The organism is Spirosoma sp., from assembly GCF_048594605.1.
In the GTDB taxonomy this organism is placed as follows: Bacteria; Bacteroidota; Bacteroidia; order Cytophagales; family Spirosomataceae; genus Spirosoma.
The window spans coordinates 1-18576 of the sequence record NZ_JBMDWV010000207.1 but is presented as its reverse complement, the minus strand read 5'-3'; the positions used below and the strand labels follow the sequence as shown (position 1 = coordinate 18576).

Sequence of the window (18576 nt, the reverse complement as noted above, 5' to 3'; positions counted from 1 at the left end):
ACATACCCGCGCCAGTAGTGGCTAAAGATCGGGAACGGTACGGTTTACTGCTTTGCCCGTTACCCTAAAATCCAACGTAGCATTTCGGCGTTACGTACGGCATTACCACCCCCGTCGTTATTGAAGTACACGTACACGTCTTTACCCATACCGGCCCACTCCCGAATCCGGTCGGCCCACCAGCGCAGGTCTGTATCCGAGTAAGAGCCACCATAGAGCCAGTCGGTGTCGGGTCCATGCATGCGTACGTACACAAACGGAGCCGTAGCACGCAGGATGCAAGGCAGATGCGCTCCACACATGATGCAGTAGGCAGCCTGACGCTGTTCCAGCAAATTAAAGATAGATTCGTTATGCCAGCTTGGGTGCCGGAATTCAACTGCTACACGCATCCACCACGGCACCTGATCCAGAAAATAAGCCAGTCGGTCGTAATCACAGGCATGGTTGGGAGAAAGCTGGATCAACAGTACGGCCCGCTTTTCGCGTAGCTCGTGCCAGCAGGCTTTGATTCGGCACATCCAGGTTTCGGGTGCGTATAGTTTTTTGGCGTGCGTCAGTCCGCGTGGTGCTTTTACAGTGAGCTGAAATCCTTCAGGTAATCGGCGTCGCCAACTGGCGAAGGTGGACTGTTTCGGCCATCGGTAAAAACTGCTGTTCAGCTCAACGGTCTGGAACCGTTGTACGTAGTAGCCTAATCGGTCATGAACGGGCGTACCGTGCGGATACAAAACGCCCTGCCAGTGATCGTAACTCCAACCCGACGTACCAATGTGAATGCTCATGCCTAGAGTACTTCACTACGTTCCGATTGGTTTATTTTTTTGATGGTACGTACTCAAATCCGAAGTGCCGAGCGTAGTCCTCCAGGGGTGGCAAACCCACTTCTGCTCGTCGTTTGTTTACATTGACTTCATCCTCTATCGGGAAAAATCCACTCGGTTTTCCATCAGCGCCATTCTGCACCTGTGACCCGTAGAGCTGCTTTTGGCTTTTAAATACCCGAATCCGGTCAACCAACATCGCTACGTTCGCTTTGCTTAATTCACCCTGTTCAGCGGCTTTCTGTAACAGAGGCAAATACTTTTCCTGAATAGCCAGTGGCGAATGCTGAATAACAAGCCAGGTAGTAATGTCCTGTTTCTCACCAACAAGGCGTTTCCCCGGGTACCCATACTGCTGAATGATACGCTCTACTTTGATCAGATTAATTGAATCAATCTGGCGGATTTCCTCCCAAAGAGGTTTCGTTTGCGGAGAATTGAATCCATAGTGCCGACCGATTGAGTCCAAACGCAATCGGGGCCGGTTATCTGCCAGAAAGATTTGGTTTAACTCCCGTTCAAGGGACGGGTTACGTCCTTCCGCAATTTTTTGTTTATCAACGTAGTGCTGAAAGTCCGTTGCCAGTGAACTTGTTCGCAGGACTTCGAATTCCGGATACTCTTTGCGCTTTTCCCACACATCCTCACTAATCCAGAAGTCGGTTGCGACCGCTTTGCTTATATACGTTTTCGCCTGCTCTACCTGCTTACACTGGTAAGCGCAGACAGCCGCCCGTAAGGTACTTAGTGCGCTTTTCCGGGAAATTGTAAATGCCTTCTCATAAGCATAAAGGCAAGCCTGACAATTACCTCGTTTGAGATCCGCAAAAGCTTGTTCAACAGATTTTACATAAGCCGTATCCTTAATCGCATACGTTGTTTGGGCGACGCAAATGCGCGTAAGAAAAACGAGTAAACTAACTACAAATACGTAGCGCATCGATCAGGACTTTAGTAGAAATGAGAAGCTAAAAAGGCGTCTGTTCTAACGTACGACCCCGCTGGGGTCAGATATTTATAGCATTGGTTTCTCTATAAACATCTGACCCCAGCGGGGTCGTATCAGCAGCTCAAACCGTTACCGGTCTGATTCACTACGTAGCAGCTATTTCTTTTTTGCCGAAGCGGTCGTTTTAGTTGCGGTACCAGAGTAACTGATGCGATACAGGGTTCCGTTCAGATCATCCGAGACGTATAACGAACCGTCCGGTCCCTGCGCCAGACCACACGGCCGATGCTGAACAGGTCCGGTCGGCTTGGCTAAATCAATCCCAGCAAAATTATCGGCGAAGATTTCCCATGGCCCCGAAGGCTTGCCATTTTTGAACGGCACAAAACCCACTAAATAGCCTTTATTTAAAGGCTGATTTTGCCCATGAAATGCGATGAACGCGCCGTTGCGGTATTTCTCAGGAAAAGCGGTTCCCGTGTAGAACAATAATGCATTAGGACCCATGTGAGCCGGAAAAGCCGCTAACGGACTGATGTTTTTTTCGCCACCCGTTTTCTTACCATCGCCCCCGTACTCAGGTGCCAGAATTTTCTTTTTCTGAACGGGATCGAAATAAATGTACGGCCAGCCTGCATCGTCGCCCTGATGGAGTTCGTACATCGTTTCGGCAGGAAGGGCGGCACTGTGCTGTGGTGTGTAATACTGCGGATAGAAATCGTCAAACTTGCCGCGTCCGTGCTGCGTGACAAAGAGTGTGTTGCTTTTAGGGTTCCAGTCAAGCCCTACTACGTTCTTCAACCCTTTGGCAAAATGTACTCCATCCGAATAGGTCTGGTTGGTCGCATTGGCTTTGAAGCGCCAGATACCAGCCGTATCCCGAAGCGCGCAGGGCATCAGCCCTTTTCCGGTTCCGGGTTCCCGACAGGCATCGTTATCGGATGCTACGTTGACATACAGGTTATTCTGATTGTCGATGGCAATGGACTTCGATTTATCGCGCTCTTTCTCCCGCAAACCCGACACGATGGTTTCTGGCTGATCGGGATTGACGACTTCCTGCTTCTCATTGAGCTTGTACCGGTATACACTGCTGTTCGATGAGGCATACAGATAGCCGTTTTTGATGAGAATGCCCGTTCCGGGGTAATCGCCGAAGCCAACCTGTTCATCCATTACGCCGTCGTTGTTCGTATCGCGCAGGCGGTAAATCCCTTTCCCATCTTTCAATTTGGCGAGCTTTACGTAGACATCACCGGTTTGGCTGACAGTGATGTGTCGGGCAGCGCCCAGGTCCTGCGCGATAACTGCAGCCGAAAAACCCGCTGGCAGTTTTAGTTCGGCTGCGGGTGCATTTTTGTTTACGTTACGTATGGGAGCAGAAGGCTTACCGGGATTGTGCTCGCCAAAGCCGTTCATCGCCACTAGCGAAATAAGTAGGTACGTAACACCGCAAAATGGTTTATTCATTGTTAATCAAATAAGGTAGTCTGTTTTCTTCAAAAGCTTTTGAGCGCCCGTACATACTACTGGTCTGTTTGGGTTAAGACGTACTACGCCTGCTAATCAGTAATTTTCGCTGACGGCTGTCTCTTGAGAAAGTAAGCATTCTCCCCTGACCGACCTATGAAACGAGCTGTTCGATCTGTGCTGCTTTTGATTGCCGTATTCGGTTTGCTGCTGAGCTTCCGGCAGGATACGCCCCCTTCTGACGCCCCGGATGAACATCGATTTCGTAAAGTTTTTCTGACGGGAAACATGCCCGATCTGATCGAGATGGATATCGCCCCCAACGGCGACGTTTATTTCATTACCATGACGGGTGGCGTGTGGGTCTACGACGTTCGGCAGAAAGATACGCGGCTATTGGGGAAAGTACCCGTTAGTATGGCTACCGAAGCCCGGATGCAGGCCATTACGTTAGATCCCCGTTTCAGCCAGAATCATCGGCTCTATCTGCTGTATGCCCCTGTCGATAAAGGAAAATTCAACCGGGTGTCACGCTTTACGGTGAATGGGGATTCGCTGGCGCTTTCATCAGAAAAAGTAGTGCTTGAAATACCCGATTCGCAGCATTGCTGTCATGCGGGCGGTGGAATGACCTTCGATAAACACGGCAATCTTTTCATAACTACAGGGGATAATACCAATCCGTTCGGCACCAATTACTCGCCCAGCGACGAACGGCCCGGCCGTGAGGAATATGACGCCCAACGCTCATCGGCCAATACCAACGATCTGCGGGGAAAAGTGCTACGTATCCATCCCGAAGACGATGGTTCTTACACAATTCCGGCGGGCAATCTGTTTCCGAAAACAGAGAAAACCCGTCCCGAAATTTATATCATGGGTTGTCGAAACCCGTACCGCGTAACGGTGGATCGTGACACGGATTTGCTGTATTGGAGCGAAGTAGGCCCCGACGCCAGCGATACTGAAGCGCGCGGTCCGCGTGGTTATGACGAGATTAATCAGGCCGCTAAACCCGGAAATCACGGATGGCCGCTGGTCATTGGCAATAATGAATCGTACGCCAAAGTCGATTTCGCTACAGATTCTGTTCTTGGCAAAATAAATCCGGCACATCCAATTAATTCATCGCCCAACAACACCGGCCTGCGCGAGCTACCGCCCGCTCAAAAACCCATGATCTGGTATCCTTACGACAACTCGGCCGACTTTCCCGAACTCGGGGCTGGAGGACGTACCGCCATCATGGGACCAATTTATTACTACGATCCGCAGAACGTATCCCCGGGCAAATTCCCGGCTTATTTCGACCGGAAGCTGTTCATTGCCGACTGGATGCGCAACTGGCTGAAAGTGGTGTCGCTGAATGACCAGAAGCAGCTCAAAACCATCGAGCCGTTTATGCCATCCGCTACGTTCCGTAAGCCTATGAGTATGAAGTTTGGCCCCGACGGATCGCTTTATGTCATCGAACATGGAACCCTATGGGGAGGTAATAAAGATTCCCGACTGGTACGTATCGACTACATTTCCGGCAACCGCCCGCCCATTGCCAAACTCGACGCCAATACGGACGCTGGTGCTGCTCCCATGCGTGTTCAGCTTTCGGCCCGCCACTCCCTTGATTACGACCAGGGCGACCAGCTAACGTATCACTGGTTTGTCGATGGTAAACCCCTGTCCTCAACCACGGCCGATATCAACCCTGTATTACCCAAACCCGGCAAGCATGTTATCAAACTGGTTGTCATCGACAGGGCTGGTGCTACGTCCTCGGCGGAAACGTCCGTTCTGGTGGGCAACGCACCCCCAAGCGTAGCGGTCGAACTAGCCGACACGGGACTTTTGCGAACCTCACCCGTTACGTATCGGATTCATGTAACCGACCCGGAAGATGTGCGTATCGACCCAAAAGCCGTAAAGGTAACGTTGACGTATCTACCCACCAGCCGATCCCTGGCACGATCATCTACTGGAACGATTGTGTCCGAACATCAGCGGGGCAGTACGTGGATCGAGGAAAATGATTGCAAAGCATGCCATGCGTTGACAGCAAAATCAGTCGGCCCCAGTTTTGAGAGGATTGCGGAGCATTACAAAGCCCAAAAGAAATCACCCGAATTAATTGCTACGTTAAGCCGGAAAATCATCAAGGGCGGATACGGCGTTTGGGGCGAATCGAATATGAGCGCACATCCGCAACTGGCTCCCGACGTTACGGATGAAATGGTACGTTATATTCTGTCGCTGGCCGACGAGAAACCCATGGAGAAAACTTTACCGATCGAAGGGTATTTTGCGGTTGATCTGAATCAGCCCGGTACGTATATACTCACGGCCAGCTATACAGATCGGGGTTACAACAAAATCAAACCTCTGACACGCCAAACAACGAAAGTGTTACGTTCGCCGGTGTTTCAGGGGCAGGATTTTGATAGTGGCCTGGAGCTACACCGTGGAGCCATTCTGGACGGTATCAATCGCGCTTCGTATGCCGTGGCTCAGCAGGTAGATATGACGGGCGTTCGGGCATTAACTTTTCAATTCACAACCGAAACGCCCGGAACGATCGTTCGTCTGCGGGCCGATAGTCCTACGGGCGAAATATTGGGAGACGTAGCTGTGCCAGTCGGTAAGTGGAAAACCTGGCAGGAACGTAGTGTGCCCATTAAAACCTTATTCGGCCGGCACGATATTTACTTCTGCTTCGAGAACCGGACAAGTATTTTTAATCTGGCCGAGGTTAAGTCCGTTACGTTCAACCGAAACTAACGAGGTTATGTCAGGGCTTTGAACATGGAACCAGAATCGCTACCATCCAATCGATCCGATGGCAAGTCAACGATATCGTTCCAGTATTTTCTCAGCGATTTCAGCAGATTCGTCCAGCCTTGAACGGTAGATGATTTTTCCACGAATGAAACGGCGCCGGTCGAATAGGCCTGCTCAACGTACTGATCATCGGCCATCATCGATAAAATGATGATTGGGATTTGAACGTCATTGAGCTGTTTCTTGAGCAGAGTCAGGTAACCGAATCCGTCCTCTTCGCGATTGAAATTTATATCCAGCAAAATCAGCTTGGGAAGAACAACAGACGGACCTTTTAAATAGTCCATTGTTTCCTCAATCGAGCAAAAGTGAATGAATGATGCTTCCGGAAATGCATCCTGAGCTATTCGACTCAGAATATCTCCCAGATTCGGATCGTCATCGATGAGTAAAATAGGAAAGGTGGCTTCCATCTGACTAATTGATTTTATATAAGTACTGAATCACAACTAGTTTAGTATATTTCAACTTGACATTTTTGTCCTGTAAGCGAAGAAATCTGATTTCAGGTTTACTACTGACGATGCAAGAATAATGTTTGAATTCTGATTTATCCAGATTACTTCAGGATTTATATACATTATTTTATTATTTTTGGATTTATTGCCTCAACGAATATTTATTTGTGTTAAACTCCCGTAAGTTTCTTATTCTTTCCATCGATGATGATCCCGCTTTAGCCGAACTTCTGGAACGATCGTCGAAAGTTGGGTTTCCCGAAGCCCGATTCACCTTCATCCGCTCCATTGGAACTCTGACCGAATATTTGCAGAAACCCAATTTGCAGCTTCCCCACATTATTTTGCTGGATCTGAATATGCCGGAGGCTGATGCTGGCTTTTCGCTCCTCACTAAACTGAGAAATGAGTCACCCACCAGTTTGATTCCAATCATCGTTCTTACGGCTTCCGACAATAATCTCCACATAGATGAAGCTTATTTTAAGGGCGCAAATGCATACATGACCAAGCCGGAAACGTACAGAGATTGGATCGACTTTATGGCGTCATTAAAAAGCTTCTGGCAACAAACCGTTACGTTACCCCGTGCTGGAATCTATTCGTCACTTTAACTGACAAACAGATCATTACGTATAGAAGCTGTTTAAACTTTTGCGCTTTAACGAATAGCCTTTATTCTCTACGTCTTTTTGCCAGCCACACCGTACGACCACCACAGTTCACATCGTTAATGGCGTGGATCAGCACGTCGAAACCGTTTTCTTCCAATAGCGACTGATATTCTGCTGTATCTAAGCTGGCGTGATAAACGGTATGGCCGTTCATTTCGCCATACGCTACGCTATGATCGCTGCCCGATGTAAAGAGAAGTACGCTCCCATTCCGGGTATGATTTGCGAAGACCGGAAACAGGCTACGTTGAGCGTCCTGATCAAGATGAAAGAAGCTATCCCAGGCAATTACCGCGTCGAACCTCCGTTCCAGACGTAGCCCTCGCATATCGGCCCGAATCCATTCCATATTGGGGAAGCGTTTTTGGCACATGGCGATCATACTGGCTGCGCCATCAACGCCGGTAATCTGACATCCCTGCTCAATCAGGTACCGGGCAATTGGCTCCCCTGATCCACAGCCCAGGTCCAGTACGGAAGGAGCAGGTTTGATGCGCGTTACCAATACGTCCAGATAGGACTTTTCGATCAACTGTTTACTTCGGTTCTGGTCAAACCAGTCGGCAATATCTTCGTAGAGTTTACCTATCCCGTGATCATTCATAGTTCGGGTCCAGCGCTACAGTTTAAAACCCCTAAAGGGGACTTTGCTCGTATTTAGACAAAGTCCCCTTTAGGGGTTTTAAACTGTAGGGGTTTTCCAGACAGTTTCTTGCGTTAAACCAAGCCTTTTTTCATCGCTTTTACAGCATAATCCGCCGAACGGGCAGACATGGCCATGTAGGTAAGGGATGGATTTTGGGTAGAGGTTGAGGTCATACAGGCACCATCGGTCACGAACACGTTTTTGACTGCATGCATCTGGTTCCATTTATTCAGGATCGACGTTTTAGGGTCCTTACCCATACGTGCCCCGCCCATCTCATGAATATCGAGGCCAGGATTCCGTTTGTCGTCGCGCAGTTTGATATTTTTGAAACCGGCTTCGGTAAACATCTCCGTCAGTTGCTCCTGATAATCTTTTATCATTTTCTCATCGTTGTCGTCGTAAACAATGGAGATTTTCAGTTGCTGAATACCAAATGGATCTTTTAGATTCGGGTCCAGTGCTACGTAGTTCGTTTCTTTTGGGATGGTTTCGCCCATCATGTGCGAGCCTACATGCCAGCCACCGAGTTTCGGATTGAGCAAATTCTGTTTCAAATCCGCACCTATTGCATTCTGATCGGAGTAGGAAATACGACCGGCCGAAAAACCAGCCGCATAGCCACGCAGGAAGTTTGTTTCCTGTTTGAGCACGTTGCGGAAACGGGGAATGTAAGGGCTATTGGGACGACGACCATCGGTTGTTGAATCCAGGTGACCATCGAACTCACCTGAAATACCAGCCCGATAATTATGGAACGCTACGTATTTTCCCAGAACACCACTGTCGTTACCTAATCCATTCGGGAACCGATGCGAGGTTGAATTCAATAAAATCAGGTTCGTATTCAGTGCGGCAGCATTCACAAAAATAATGCGGGCGTAAAACTCCTGCATCTGTTTGGTATTGGCGTCTACAACGCGCACCCCGGTTGCCCGGCCTTTCTTTTCATCGTAAATAATGGAATGAACAACCGAATCTGGACGTAACGTCATTTTACCGGTTTTGGCTGCCCAGGGAATTGTGGATGAGTTGCTGCTGAAGTAGCCACCAAACGGACATCCACGTTCACAAATAGTCCGGTGCTGACACTGCGCCCGGCCCTGATCGAAGTGAATTTGTTTAGGACTGGTTAAGTGAGCCGCCCGACCCATAATGACGTGCCGATCTTTGTACCGAGCCGCTACTTTTTGCGAAAAATGTTTCTCGACGCAATTCCACTCATGCGGAGGCAGAAATTCGCCGTCCGGCAACGTAGCGATTCCGTCCTTATTCCCTGTAATGCCCGCAAATTTCTCTACGTAGCTATACCAGGGGGCAATATCAGCGTAACGAATAGGCCAGTCGACAGCAAATCCATCGCGGGCGGGGCCTTCGTAATCGAAGTCGCTCCAGCGTTGTGTTTGCCGCGCCCACATCAGCGATTTCCCGCCAACCTGATAACCCCGAATCCAATCGAAGGGCTGCTCCTGAACGTAGGGATGCTCGGCATCTTTCACAAAGAACTGTTCAGTACCTTCGTAAAAGGCATAACATTTGCTGATGATCGGATTGGCCTCGCGCACCTCCCGGCGGAGTTGGTTGCGGTGCTCAAACTCCCACGGTTGGGTGTTATTGCCGGTAGGATAATCCTTTATATGCCGTACATCGCGCCCGCGTTCGAGAACGAGTGTCCGGAGACCTTTGCCGGTCAGCTCTTTGGCCGCCCATCCGCCACTGATGCCGGAGCCAATCACAATGGCATCGTACGTATTCAGCGCCTGAGCGTCAATATTTAGGTAAGACATAGAGAGAGTCGATAATCGTCAGTCGATAGGGATGCTCGGTTCGGCAACGTTCGACTTATTTAGGTTGAGTTACAGCTTTTTGAGGTACGGGAACACAGCCGTAGTAGTGGCCGGGAATATACTGATAGTGAGTCAGGTTCGTCATTACGTATTCGGAACTCATGTAACCACGAACCGTTAGCCCTTTTACCAGTCCGTAAAATTCTTTCTGAGCGGGGTCCTGTGCCATCTGCGTTAAGAGGGCCGTACGTTGCGCTACGTCGCCTTCACTAAACGGCTTGTTGAATGCTTTCTGAGCGATTCCATCCAATGTATCCAGGCCATTTCTGAGCGTAGTTTGTGCTTTCGGTTCGTAGCAATCGGTAACCATCTTCTGAATGAACTGATGAACGTTCAGGGCTTTGGCGCCCGGCGTGTCCGTAGCCGGAATAATGGTTTCAGCCATATCGGCCAGCAAATCCATCTGACCGCCCGAGAGAATCTGCCGGGTTGAGTGTGCCGTTTCAACTGTCCAGCCAGTGGCCCAGGCGGGCAGGCTGATCAGCCCACCAACGGCGCCAGCCATTGTTTTTAACGCGTTACGTCTTTCCACAAGAGTACTTACTTCTGTTCTGTATATTCTGTCAAAGATACAAAACAAACCGATACGTAGCGGTGTCTTCAACCGGCTGTTCAGTGCCAAACAGCGTATGATTCAGGGCATGAACATCTGACGAAAAAATTAGCGAAAAAATACTCCCTATAATACCTATAAAATAAGTAGAAAAGGAACATTCCAGTTCAGCCGTACGTTTTCTATATATGCCGATATCCAATTGGTTTTCCTACAAAACACGTCGACCGTTTTTCTGTCTTCTTTCTGTCGATTCGATCAACCCACTGGTCGGTACACTTCATTAAACTATCGTTAAATCCAGTCGTCTATTGATCAGTTGTGCAACAGTTAATGGCTTCTGCTCGTAAAGACGATGTACAGAGTCTCCAACTACGATAAAAACACATGAAAAAATACGTTGTGAACAACATGCAGAGAAACCTTAGCAATCCATTGCCAACTCGCCTGGGCGCGACAAAATGGTTTTTAATCATCGGCTTTATTTTGTCCCTGGCATCCTGCAAAAACACCACCGACGACGTAACACCGCAAACGGAAACCACCAGCGCGGAGAGTCAGACAGTCAATGACTGGATTCTTGAGAACATGCGGGAATTATATTACTGGAACGACAAGATTCCGGCGAACCCCGACAAAACCTTATCGCCTGACAAATTTTTTGATTCCATTCTGTATAAATACAACGCTACGTCTAATCCCAACGGCGACCGTTTTTCGTGGATTGAAAAAAGTGGAACCGATTTACAGGCAAGCTTGAGTGGTCAGACCGTCACTACCGGTATGGAATACAACCTGTACCTTCGGGCATCCGGTTCTAGCGACGTCATTGCGCAGGTTCTCTACGTATTGCCTAATTCCCCAGCTCAGAAAGCAGGGCTGAAACGTGGCGATGTTATTACTAGGGTGAACGGCCAGACCATAACAACGACAAACTACTCCGATCTGCTCTTTTCCGGCACTACGTTCACGTTTGGCCTGGCCAGTGTAAACGGTTCAGCGCTGGTCGATACGGATAAAACGATCAGCGTAACGGCCACTACGTTTCAGGAAAATCCGGTATTTCTGGATTCAGTCTACACGGTTGGCAGCAAAAAAGTAGGGTATCTGGTTTATAACCAGTTTGTTCCGGGTGCCAACGGCAGTGATGCCGACGAATATGATACACAGATAGACGCAATTTTCAGCGATTTTAAAGCGAAAGGGGTGAACGAACTCGTGCTTGACCTGCGCTACAATCCAGGTGGGTATACGTCTTCATCGGCTAATCTGGCCAGCCTGATTGGTAAGGGCGTCAGTTCCAGCAAATTATATTTTCGCGAAGAGTGGAATAGCACCATAACGCCCCAGTTGCAGCGCGAATACGGATCGAACTTTTTCGTTCAAAATTTTCTGGATAAATCGCAGAACATTGGCAGCAATCTCTCGCGGGTGATTGTCCTGACAACGGATCACACCGCTTCGGCCAGCGAACTGATTATCAATGGCTTGAGGCCATACATGACGGTAACGACCATTGGTACGACTACCTATGGCAAGAACGTTGGCTCCATTACGATCACCGACGAAACGGGTAAGATTCAGTGGGGTATGCAGCCGATCGTCTTTAAATCGTACAACAACGCGGGACAATCCGATTACTCAACGGGCTTCACACCGAATGTAGAAGTCGAAGAACCGCTCGCCTTATTGCCACTTGGCAATACGAAGGAAGCCTTATTAAGTGCCGCTCTGAACCAGATTGCGGGCGGAACGGCCAACCTTCGTCAGGGCGTAGCAACGGGCAATACGTTACCCGCCCTCGGATCATCCATTCAGCGCAAAGCTGGTGGTCAGTTGATGGTTCGTCAGTTGAAAGCCATAAAGCTGTAAGCATTAATTTGTCATACCATTCCAACGACTACGTCACAAAAGGGGTCTTTGTGACGTAGTCGTTTGGTTTTATTAGTAAAGATTTAAAGAATATGGCCCCAATTAAGAATTTTTATGAAACCACTACGTTGGTAAGTAACAGGCATTTGGCTTAATTTTGCCAGACGATTCTGGTGAGTCAATCGCACCAAAACGAATAATTGATGCCAGGTTTTTAATAATCTCCAATGGCTTTCTCGCAGGCTGGCGCATTCCCGAAAGGGTGGCACAACTATCGTTCTTAACTCAAATTGCTATACCTTTACGTTTCAGTTCGTTCGTTTACGCTCTTTTTTCATGATTCATTTATCATTTCGATTTCGTTCGGCAAAAAACCCACAGCCGACAACCGTATCTTCTGAGACTTCTCTCATTCCCGTTTCGGCCCATAAAAAAAACCAGCAACGTATCAACTGGGCACTCGGTCTTGTTTGCCTCGGCTGGAGTGGGTTCCTCATCGGCTGCAATAACAGTTCGACCGTTTCTACGCTTGGCGACTGGACGGTAAAGTCAGCACTCGATGGCGTGGCCCGCTCGGGTGCATCCAGTTTCGTGATCAACAACATCGCTTATCTGGGAACAGGGATTGATACCAGAAGCCAGCTTTTACAGGATTTCTGGTCGTACGATCCGGCCCGTAACGCATGGTCGCAAAAAGCCAATTTTGGGGGTGTTGCCCGCAATTTGGGCGTAGGATTCTCAGTTGGAGCAAAAGGCTATATTGGCACAGGCAGCGACGTCAACGGAGACAGGCTTAAAGATTTCTGGGAGTATGACGTAGCAACTAACGCATGGAAAAAAATTGCTGATTTTGCGGGTTCAGCTCGTACGTCGGCAGTTGCTTTCTCAGCTAATAACAAAGGCTATGTAGGAACCGGAAACGACGGCAACTACCTGAAAGATTTCTGGGCGTATAATCCGGCTACCAATTCCTGGGCACAAACATCGGGCTACGGCGGTGCGAAACGGGAAGGGGCTGTTGCCTTTGTTATTGATAACAAAGCGTACGTTGGTACAGGTAACAGCAGCGGTACGACTCAGAGAGACTGGTTCATGTACGATGCAGCAGCGGATACCTGGACTCAGAAATTAGACTTTACGACCGACCAATCGACGATTGCCCGTAGTTATGGCGTAGCTTTTGCCATTAATGGAAAAGGCTATATTACACTTGGCAATGGCTCTAACTCGCAGGTTGTTTGGCAGTATGACCCGGCAACGGATACCTGGGCTACGATGGGTACGTTCGAAGGAGCGACCCGGACTTTCGCTGTTGGCTTTGCCATTGGTAACAAAGGCTACGTAACAACAGGAAGCAGCGGGGGTGCCCGCTACGACGATCTGTGGGATTTCGACCCTACGATTGAGCAGTCTATCTAGTCAATGACGATGATGAATACCCAGTCCAGATCACGAACAGGTCAGATTCGGCTGGTATTGATTTTACTATTAGTTGGTCTGGCTGCTTTGACGGTTTATCAATTCTACGTTAAACAGCCAGATTATCAGGTTCAGGTGTTTACTACGCCGGGAGGCTGGGGTTACGACATCCTGATTAACAATAAACTTTTCATTCATCAACCAACCATACCGGGTCAATCTGGTACGGTTGGTTTTGCCAGTCAGGAGCAGGCCCGCCGGGTCGGTGAGCGAGTGGTTGAACGAGTACAGGAGACTAAGGCACTGCCTACGCTCACGAATGACGAACTACGCCAATTAGGCGTAAAAATTCCCTGAATTCTCTGCTTATGCATATTTTTCGGTACGTCGGTTTGCTTTTGCTGACCGGTCTTGTGCTGTTTGCCTGCGAGTCGGGCAACTTGGACGTAGGGCAGTCGGTTATCAACCCGCAGGAGTTGACAATCCAGACTGTCGATACGGTTACTATTCGGACATCTACGGTACTTAAGGTCGATTCATTTGCTACGTCGGGCGATGCGAATGGGGATTTGTTAGTTGGACGCTGGACTGATCCCCAAACTGGTACGTTAACGGCAGGAGCCTTTGGCTCACTTGACTATACGTCGAACGCGTTATCCTCGCAAACGAACCTGCGCCTGGACTCCCTCGTGCTGGAAATGAATTACTCATTTGTGTATGGCGATACGACGTCGCTGTTCGATATGAGCGTTCATCAGTTAAAAAGTCCAATGGTTGCTAAAGTGTATTATAACACCAGTTCGCTTCCGTACGAAACGACTCCCCTGCTGCGAAAAGCTGTTCAGCCACGTCCGAATAGCCGGGGCAAACAGATTCGATTCCGCATGTCGGATGAACTGGCGCAAACGCTGTACACCCGGCTCAGCAACGGACAAATCAATGATTATGTATCGCTGAACCGATTGCTGCCAGGCTTCGCTTTTGTCGATAAGTCATCCGGTAATACGCTGGCTGGTTTTACTTCAAACACCAGTGGCTTACGGTTATATTATCATACAATTGATAACCCGCAGGAGTCGTTGAGTCTGCTATTTCCTATGGCGACGGTTCGTTTCACCCAGTTGTTGAATGATCGGACAGGAACGCCACTAAGCGCCCTGAAAACGCGGTCGGATGCGGTAAACAGCCGATTAACAGACAATACATCGTTTATTGTGCCGGGAGCGTCGTTACAAACCCGAATCGAATTTCCGTATCTGAATCAATTTGCTACGCCAAATGGATATGCTGATCTGAACAAGGCGCTGCTGGTTATTAGTCCGGTTCGACGTAATCGATTCGACAATGCACCTCCCCCGGCTACGCTGGAATTATTTGAGACGAATAATGTAAACGCACTTGTTAGTGCCATTCCGGAGGGAACAACGGGAGCCCTGGTGCAGAATGCCTCATCAGCTTCAGCACCCTACGCTGCTGATTTAACGGCCGAGATTTTCACGGATAACTATACATTTGACCTGACTTACTACATTGGTCAGATTATCAAGTATAGACGGTCAAACGAGCCATTGATCCTGACAGTGCCCCCAACGTCGGGTACGCCTACGTTACGCTCGCTGGTACAGCGTGTGACGTTAGGAAATCAGATACGTACCGGCGATCAGATGAAATTACAGCTATTCCTGACCTCTAACAAATAGCCTTCAGGATAATCATTTTGTACAGAAAAGCCGAACTGTTGCAACAGTTCGGCTTTTCTTTTGATACCCATGCAACGCAATCGCCACAAAACGAGTCTACAGTACGTAAGGGTAAATAACAGCGCTGGCGCGTGATGTTGGCTATTTTTTACAAAAAAGTAGGTTTAAAACGCCAGCCGATGCCCCACTCACTGATTATATATCCGTTAAAATACCTTAAACCCTCCCAGTCGATGCAGCAGTTGTACGTTACTATTTTAAACCGTGAAACAGCGGTCAAACTGAATACTTCACTCCATGCAACGTACCACCGCTCACACCAACGCCAACTCTTCGGGAGCCGTATCGTATTCGCCGATCCAGACGCTGCTGTCTCAGTCTGAAGATGATTTTTACGGAAGCCTGCAACGGATCTGGAACAGTGTTAGTCAACTGGAAGATCTTGGGATTATCCAGCAGGAGAACGATAAGTTTGTGTATGCGTATCGGTTAGCAGAAATCGAACTTCAGCGGGCTTTTTCTACAAGAACCGCTGGCTCTGTCATAAACACGCAAACGTACTGATCCGGTTGGCCTGCCTCTAATGAAAACCTATCAAAATGAACACGTAATGGTTCAGGTTGATTGCAGCGTGCATTTGCTGCGGCAGACGTGGATGGGTATTCCCAGCAGCACTAGTTTCCGCGACGCATCGCTGGCAATACTGGCACTGGCCAAACGGCATCAGATCAAGCGGTGGCAGGTTGACATCCAGCAGCTACGCCTGTTTAATCCTGTCGATCTGCACTGGTTTATTCAGCATTGGCTACCTCAGGCCAGTCCCGGTCTGCCGTCGAGCCCCAAAGTAGCCATTATCCTGAACGATTTTAATCAGTTTGCCAAACTCGGCACCGATCTGCTCCTGCGTGCTTCTTCGGCCGTAGACCCTGGCTTGTCATGTCGTTATTTCATCGATGGCGACGATACGTATCAATGGCTCATGAGTAACTGATAACCTCTTCCTGATCAGACCAGGAAAATCCAAATCGGCGACCAATCTAAACTTACGCCTTATACATCTTATTCCTAAAAACGGCAGTCTCCATGCGAGACTGCTGTTTTTCCAGCGTAAGGTTCATGCCTCCTACGCATCATTTTTTAGCGCTCTACCCCTCATTTCTCCTTCCCCACAAAATGAGTTTCTTTTTATAAACCGGCAGTGCTTATGAGTAGTCAAAAGCCCGAAAAACACTTCTTGTTGAGTCGTGCAACGTTTGTTCGGGAGGCAACGTAATGACGAATGAATAAGCTGCTGTACAGCACAGAGTCAGCAGATGCACAGCCTGATTTTATGGTATTGATTTTGTGAAAAATCCGGTTAGTCGGTACAGCAATCGGGTAGGAAAATTAGTCGTATGCGTTTAAATGAGATGACGAAGGATTACTTGCCGACAAAAGTTATATTCGTAACAAAGTAGAGTTATCGTACACCAATATGTCTCGTTTTACGCCCCTTGTCCCGGTTTTTTAACCAAACTGGCAATACGTTACAAGGAGAAAGAACAACGAGCTGACGCAGAGAGTCGTCAAACTCCACCGTCATCCTGATGTATTTGCATGTGCGTATCTTTCTTTCAATACCGGCAATCCAAACGAGCTGATTGTGTAAGATAACGTATCAAGTAAAAGTGGGTTAAAGAAAGTAGTAGGCGCGTTACGTTTATTGTCTGTTTATGCATACATCTACCTTTCGTTACGTATTCTGGTTTTTTGCGCTGATCGTTCCGCTTACTACACTGGCGACTCACCAGGTTGGTGGTCAGCTGGAAATGCAGGCTGTTGGTGACAAGCCGGGCCATTACAAGATCATTGTTACGAATTACCTGGAAGACGGAACGCAGGGAATAGCGCGTCAGGCAACAAGCGGAACGGTTGGCGTGTATCGCCTTCGCGATCATGCGTTAATGACCACCTTCACCGTTCAGCAAACGGGCGCTCGGGAGCCTGTTATTTACGCAAATGAATTCTGTGCTTCCCAACGCAACCTGAATTTTGTGGTCTGGACGTATCAGGCTGATATCCAGCTGAATCCCGGTAACTATACCGATGAAAAAGGGTATTACATGTCATATCAGACCCGAAACCGCAACTCAGGCATCAATAACATCAGCGGTCCTGATCAGACTGGGTTTACGTTTTATCTTGAGTTTCCGGCTCTTCAGCAAAATGGGCAGGCTATTGCCTACTCTTCCCCGCATTTTGGCCCCATCAACGGCGAGTACGTTTGCCTGGGCGATCCGTTTACGTTTCCTTTTGGCGGTACCGATGTTGACGGCGACGAACTACGTTATTCAATGGTTAATCCACTGGATCAGAAGATGGCTGGACGAGGCAATAATCCGGGCGTATCGGCTGGCCCCTACCCTGATGTTAACTGGATATCCGGCTACAGTGCTACGAACGCCATTCCGGGTAGTCCTACGCTACGTGTCAATGCCCAGACAGGCCAGCTTTCGGTGACGGCTACAAAGCTGGGGCTGTTTGTTTTTGCCGTAAAAGTTGAGGAATACCGTAAAGGCGTGAAAATTGGCGAGGTACGGCGCGATTTTCAATTACTGGTCATTGAATGCCCTCCTCAAATAACCCAGGCTCCGACCGTTACGTTATTGAACCGGCCACAGAAGCGCGTAACAACAATTTGCCAGGGAGATCATGCCGTTCTGCAGGCAACGGTGAACCCAGACTGGAACTATCAATGGCGACGCGACGGGATTAATTTGTCTGGCGCTACGTCCTCAACGCTCACTGCGGGTGAATCCGGTGAGTACACCGTACTGGTATCCCCTAAAGCAACCTGTAGTAAAGTAGGCACTTCCGATACGCTCGTTATTCGGGTCATTGGCCAGAAATCAGCTCTTTCCAGCACGGGTCATTTATGCGCGCAAACGGGTTCGGTAACGCTAACGGCAACGGCTGATACCGGCGTTACGTATCAATGGTATCGGGAAGGGCAGACTTTATCAAACGCGAGCGTCGATTCGCTCAAAACTACGCAGGACGGCCGTTACTGGGCGATCCTTACGTACACCTCCGTAGGCTGTACGGTCAGCACCGACACAGCTTCGCTGGTCCGTTCGGCGCCTGTACAGGCAACTATTTCGTCAGCAACGGGGCAGAATCGAATTTGTCCAGCAGACTCGCTACAGCTCTTGGGAGGTGGCGGCATACGATACGTCTGGCAAAAAGATGGGCAGATCATAACGGATATTTCTGGATCACAATATCGGGCAAAAACGGCTGGAACCTACGTTCTAACTGCTATTGACGGCGATGGTTGCGAAGGGATATCAACC

At 48.8% G+C, this 18576-nt stretch carries 16 protein-coding genes; 9 read left to right on the top strand and 7 right to left on the bottom strand.

The features are described 5' to 3' along the window. Positions 1 to 59 precede the first annotated feature (59 nt). The 3 genes from ACOJS8_RS12915 to ACOJS8_RS12905 form a co-directional block, all read right to left on the bottom strand. Positions 60 to 785, bottom strand: coding sequence for a DUF72 domain-containing protein (locus ACOJS8_RS12915; protein ID WP_420148953.1), 726 nt, complete (start codon positions 783 to 785; stop codon positions 60 to 62). A 31-nt stretch (positions 786 to 816) separates the two neighbouring features. After that, positions 817 to 1764 carry a DUF6624 domain-containing protein gene (locus ACOJS8_RS12910; RefSeq protein ID WP_420148952.1) on the bottom strand — a complete coding sequence of 316 codons (948 nt, stop codon included), beginning with the start codon at positions 1762 to 1764 and terminating at the stop codon, positions 817 to 819. 165 nt (positions 1765 to 1929) lie between these two features. Then, positions 1930 to 3243 carry a PQQ-dependent sugar dehydrogenase gene (locus tag ACOJS8_RS12905; protein WP_420148951.1) on the bottom strand — a complete coding sequence of 438 codons (1314 nt, stop codon included), beginning with the start codon at positions 3241 to 3243 and terminating at the stop codon, positions 1930 to 1932. 156 nt (positions 3244 to 3399) lie between these two features. Here ACOJS8_RS12905 and ACOJS8_RS12900 point away from each other — a divergent pair, with 156 nt between their 5' ends. After that, the gene (locus ACOJS8_RS12900) at positions 3400 to 6015 is read left to right on the top strand and encodes a PQQ-dependent sugar dehydrogenase (protein ID WP_420148950.1); all 2616 of its coding nucleotides are present in this window, start codon (positions 3400 to 3402) and stop codon (positions 6013 to 6015) included. A gap of 5 nt (positions 6016 to 6020) precedes the next feature. Here ACOJS8_RS12900 and ACOJS8_RS12895 read toward each other — a convergent pair whose 3' ends face one another. Continuing rightward, complete coding sequence (locus ACOJS8_RS12895; RefSeq protein ID WP_420148949.1) at positions 6021 to 6488, bottom strand: response regulator; 468 nt, start codon at positions 6486 to 6488, stop codon at positions 6021 to 6023. A gap of 212 nt (positions 6489 to 6700) precedes the next feature. Here ACOJS8_RS12895 and ACOJS8_RS12890 point away from each other — a divergent pair, with 212 nt between their 5' ends. Beyond that, positions 6701 to 7147 carry a response regulator gene (locus tag ACOJS8_RS12890; RefSeq protein ID WP_420148948.1) on the top strand — a complete coding sequence of 149 codons (447 nt, stop codon included), beginning with the start codon at positions 6701 to 6703 and terminating at the stop codon, positions 7145 to 7147. Between the two features lie 61 nt (positions 7148 to 7208). Here ACOJS8_RS12890 and ACOJS8_RS12885 read toward each other — a convergent pair whose 3' ends face one another. From ACOJS8_RS12885 to ACOJS8_RS12875, 3 genes are all read right to left on the bottom strand, one after another. Beyond that, positions 7209 to 7811, bottom strand: coding sequence for a class I SAM-dependent methyltransferase (locus ACOJS8_RS12885; RefSeq protein ID WP_420148947.1), 603 nt, complete (start codon positions 7809 to 7811; stop codon positions 7209 to 7211). 113 nt (positions 7812 to 7924) lie between these two features. Continuing rightward, a complete protein-coding gene (locus ACOJS8_RS12880; RefSeq protein ID WP_420148946.1) occupies positions 7925 to 9640 on the bottom strand; it encodes a GMC oxidoreductase in 1716 nt (571 codons plus the stop codon). A 55-nt stretch (positions 9641 to 9695) separates the two neighbouring features. Further along, complete coding sequence (locus ACOJS8_RS12875) at positions 9696 to 10205, bottom strand: gluconate 2-dehydrogenase subunit 3 family protein (RefSeq protein WP_420148945.1); 510 nt, start codon at positions 10203 to 10205, stop codon at positions 9696 to 9698. A 435-nt stretch (positions 10206 to 10640) separates the two neighbouring features. On the opposite strand from ACOJS8_RS12875, the gene ACOJS8_RS12870 reads away from it, so the two are divergent. The 7 genes from ACOJS8_RS12870 to ACOJS8_RS12840 all read left to right on the top strand — a co-directional run. Next, positions 10641 to 12125, top strand: a complete 1485-nt coding sequence (locus ACOJS8_RS12870) for a S41 family peptidase (protein ID WP_420148944.1) — start codon at positions 10641 to 10643, stop codon at positions 12123 to 12125. Between the two features lie 336 nt (positions 12126 to 12461). Continuing rightward, the gene (locus tag ACOJS8_RS12865) at positions 12462 to 13544 is read left to right on the top strand and encodes a Kelch repeat-containing protein (RefSeq protein ID WP_420148943.1); all 1083 of its coding nucleotides are present in this window, start codon (positions 12462 to 12464) and stop codon (positions 13542 to 13544) included. A gap of 9 nt (positions 13545 to 13553) precedes the next feature. Next, positions 13554 to 13901, top strand: coding sequence for a DUF4907 domain-containing protein (locus ACOJS8_RS12860; protein ID WP_420148942.1), 348 nt, complete (start codon positions 13554 to 13556; stop codon positions 13899 to 13901). Between the two features lie 11 nt (positions 13902 to 13912). Further along, positions 13913 to 15244 (top strand): DUF4270 family protein, encoded by a 1332-nt coding sequence (locus ACOJS8_RS12855; protein WP_420148941.1) that lies wholly within the window; start codon positions 13913 to 13915, stop codon positions 15242 to 15244. Between the two features lie 297 nt (positions 15245 to 15541). Beyond that, positions 15542 to 15808 (top strand): hypothetical protein, encoded by a 267-nt coding sequence (locus ACOJS8_RS12850; RefSeq protein WP_420148940.1) that lies wholly within the window; start codon positions 15542 to 15544, stop codon positions 15806 to 15808. A gap of 19 nt (positions 15809 to 15827) precedes the next feature. After that, a complete protein-coding gene (locus tag ACOJS8_RS12845) occupies positions 15828 to 16235 on the top strand; it encodes a hypothetical protein (protein ID WP_420148939.1) in 408 nt (135 codons plus the stop codon). A gap of 721 nt (positions 16236 to 16956) precedes the next feature. Next, positions 16957 to 18576: gliding motility-associated C-terminal domain-containing protein (locus ACOJS8_RS12840; protein ID WP_420148938.1), on the top strand; the 1620-nt coding region annotated here is incomplete at its 3' end.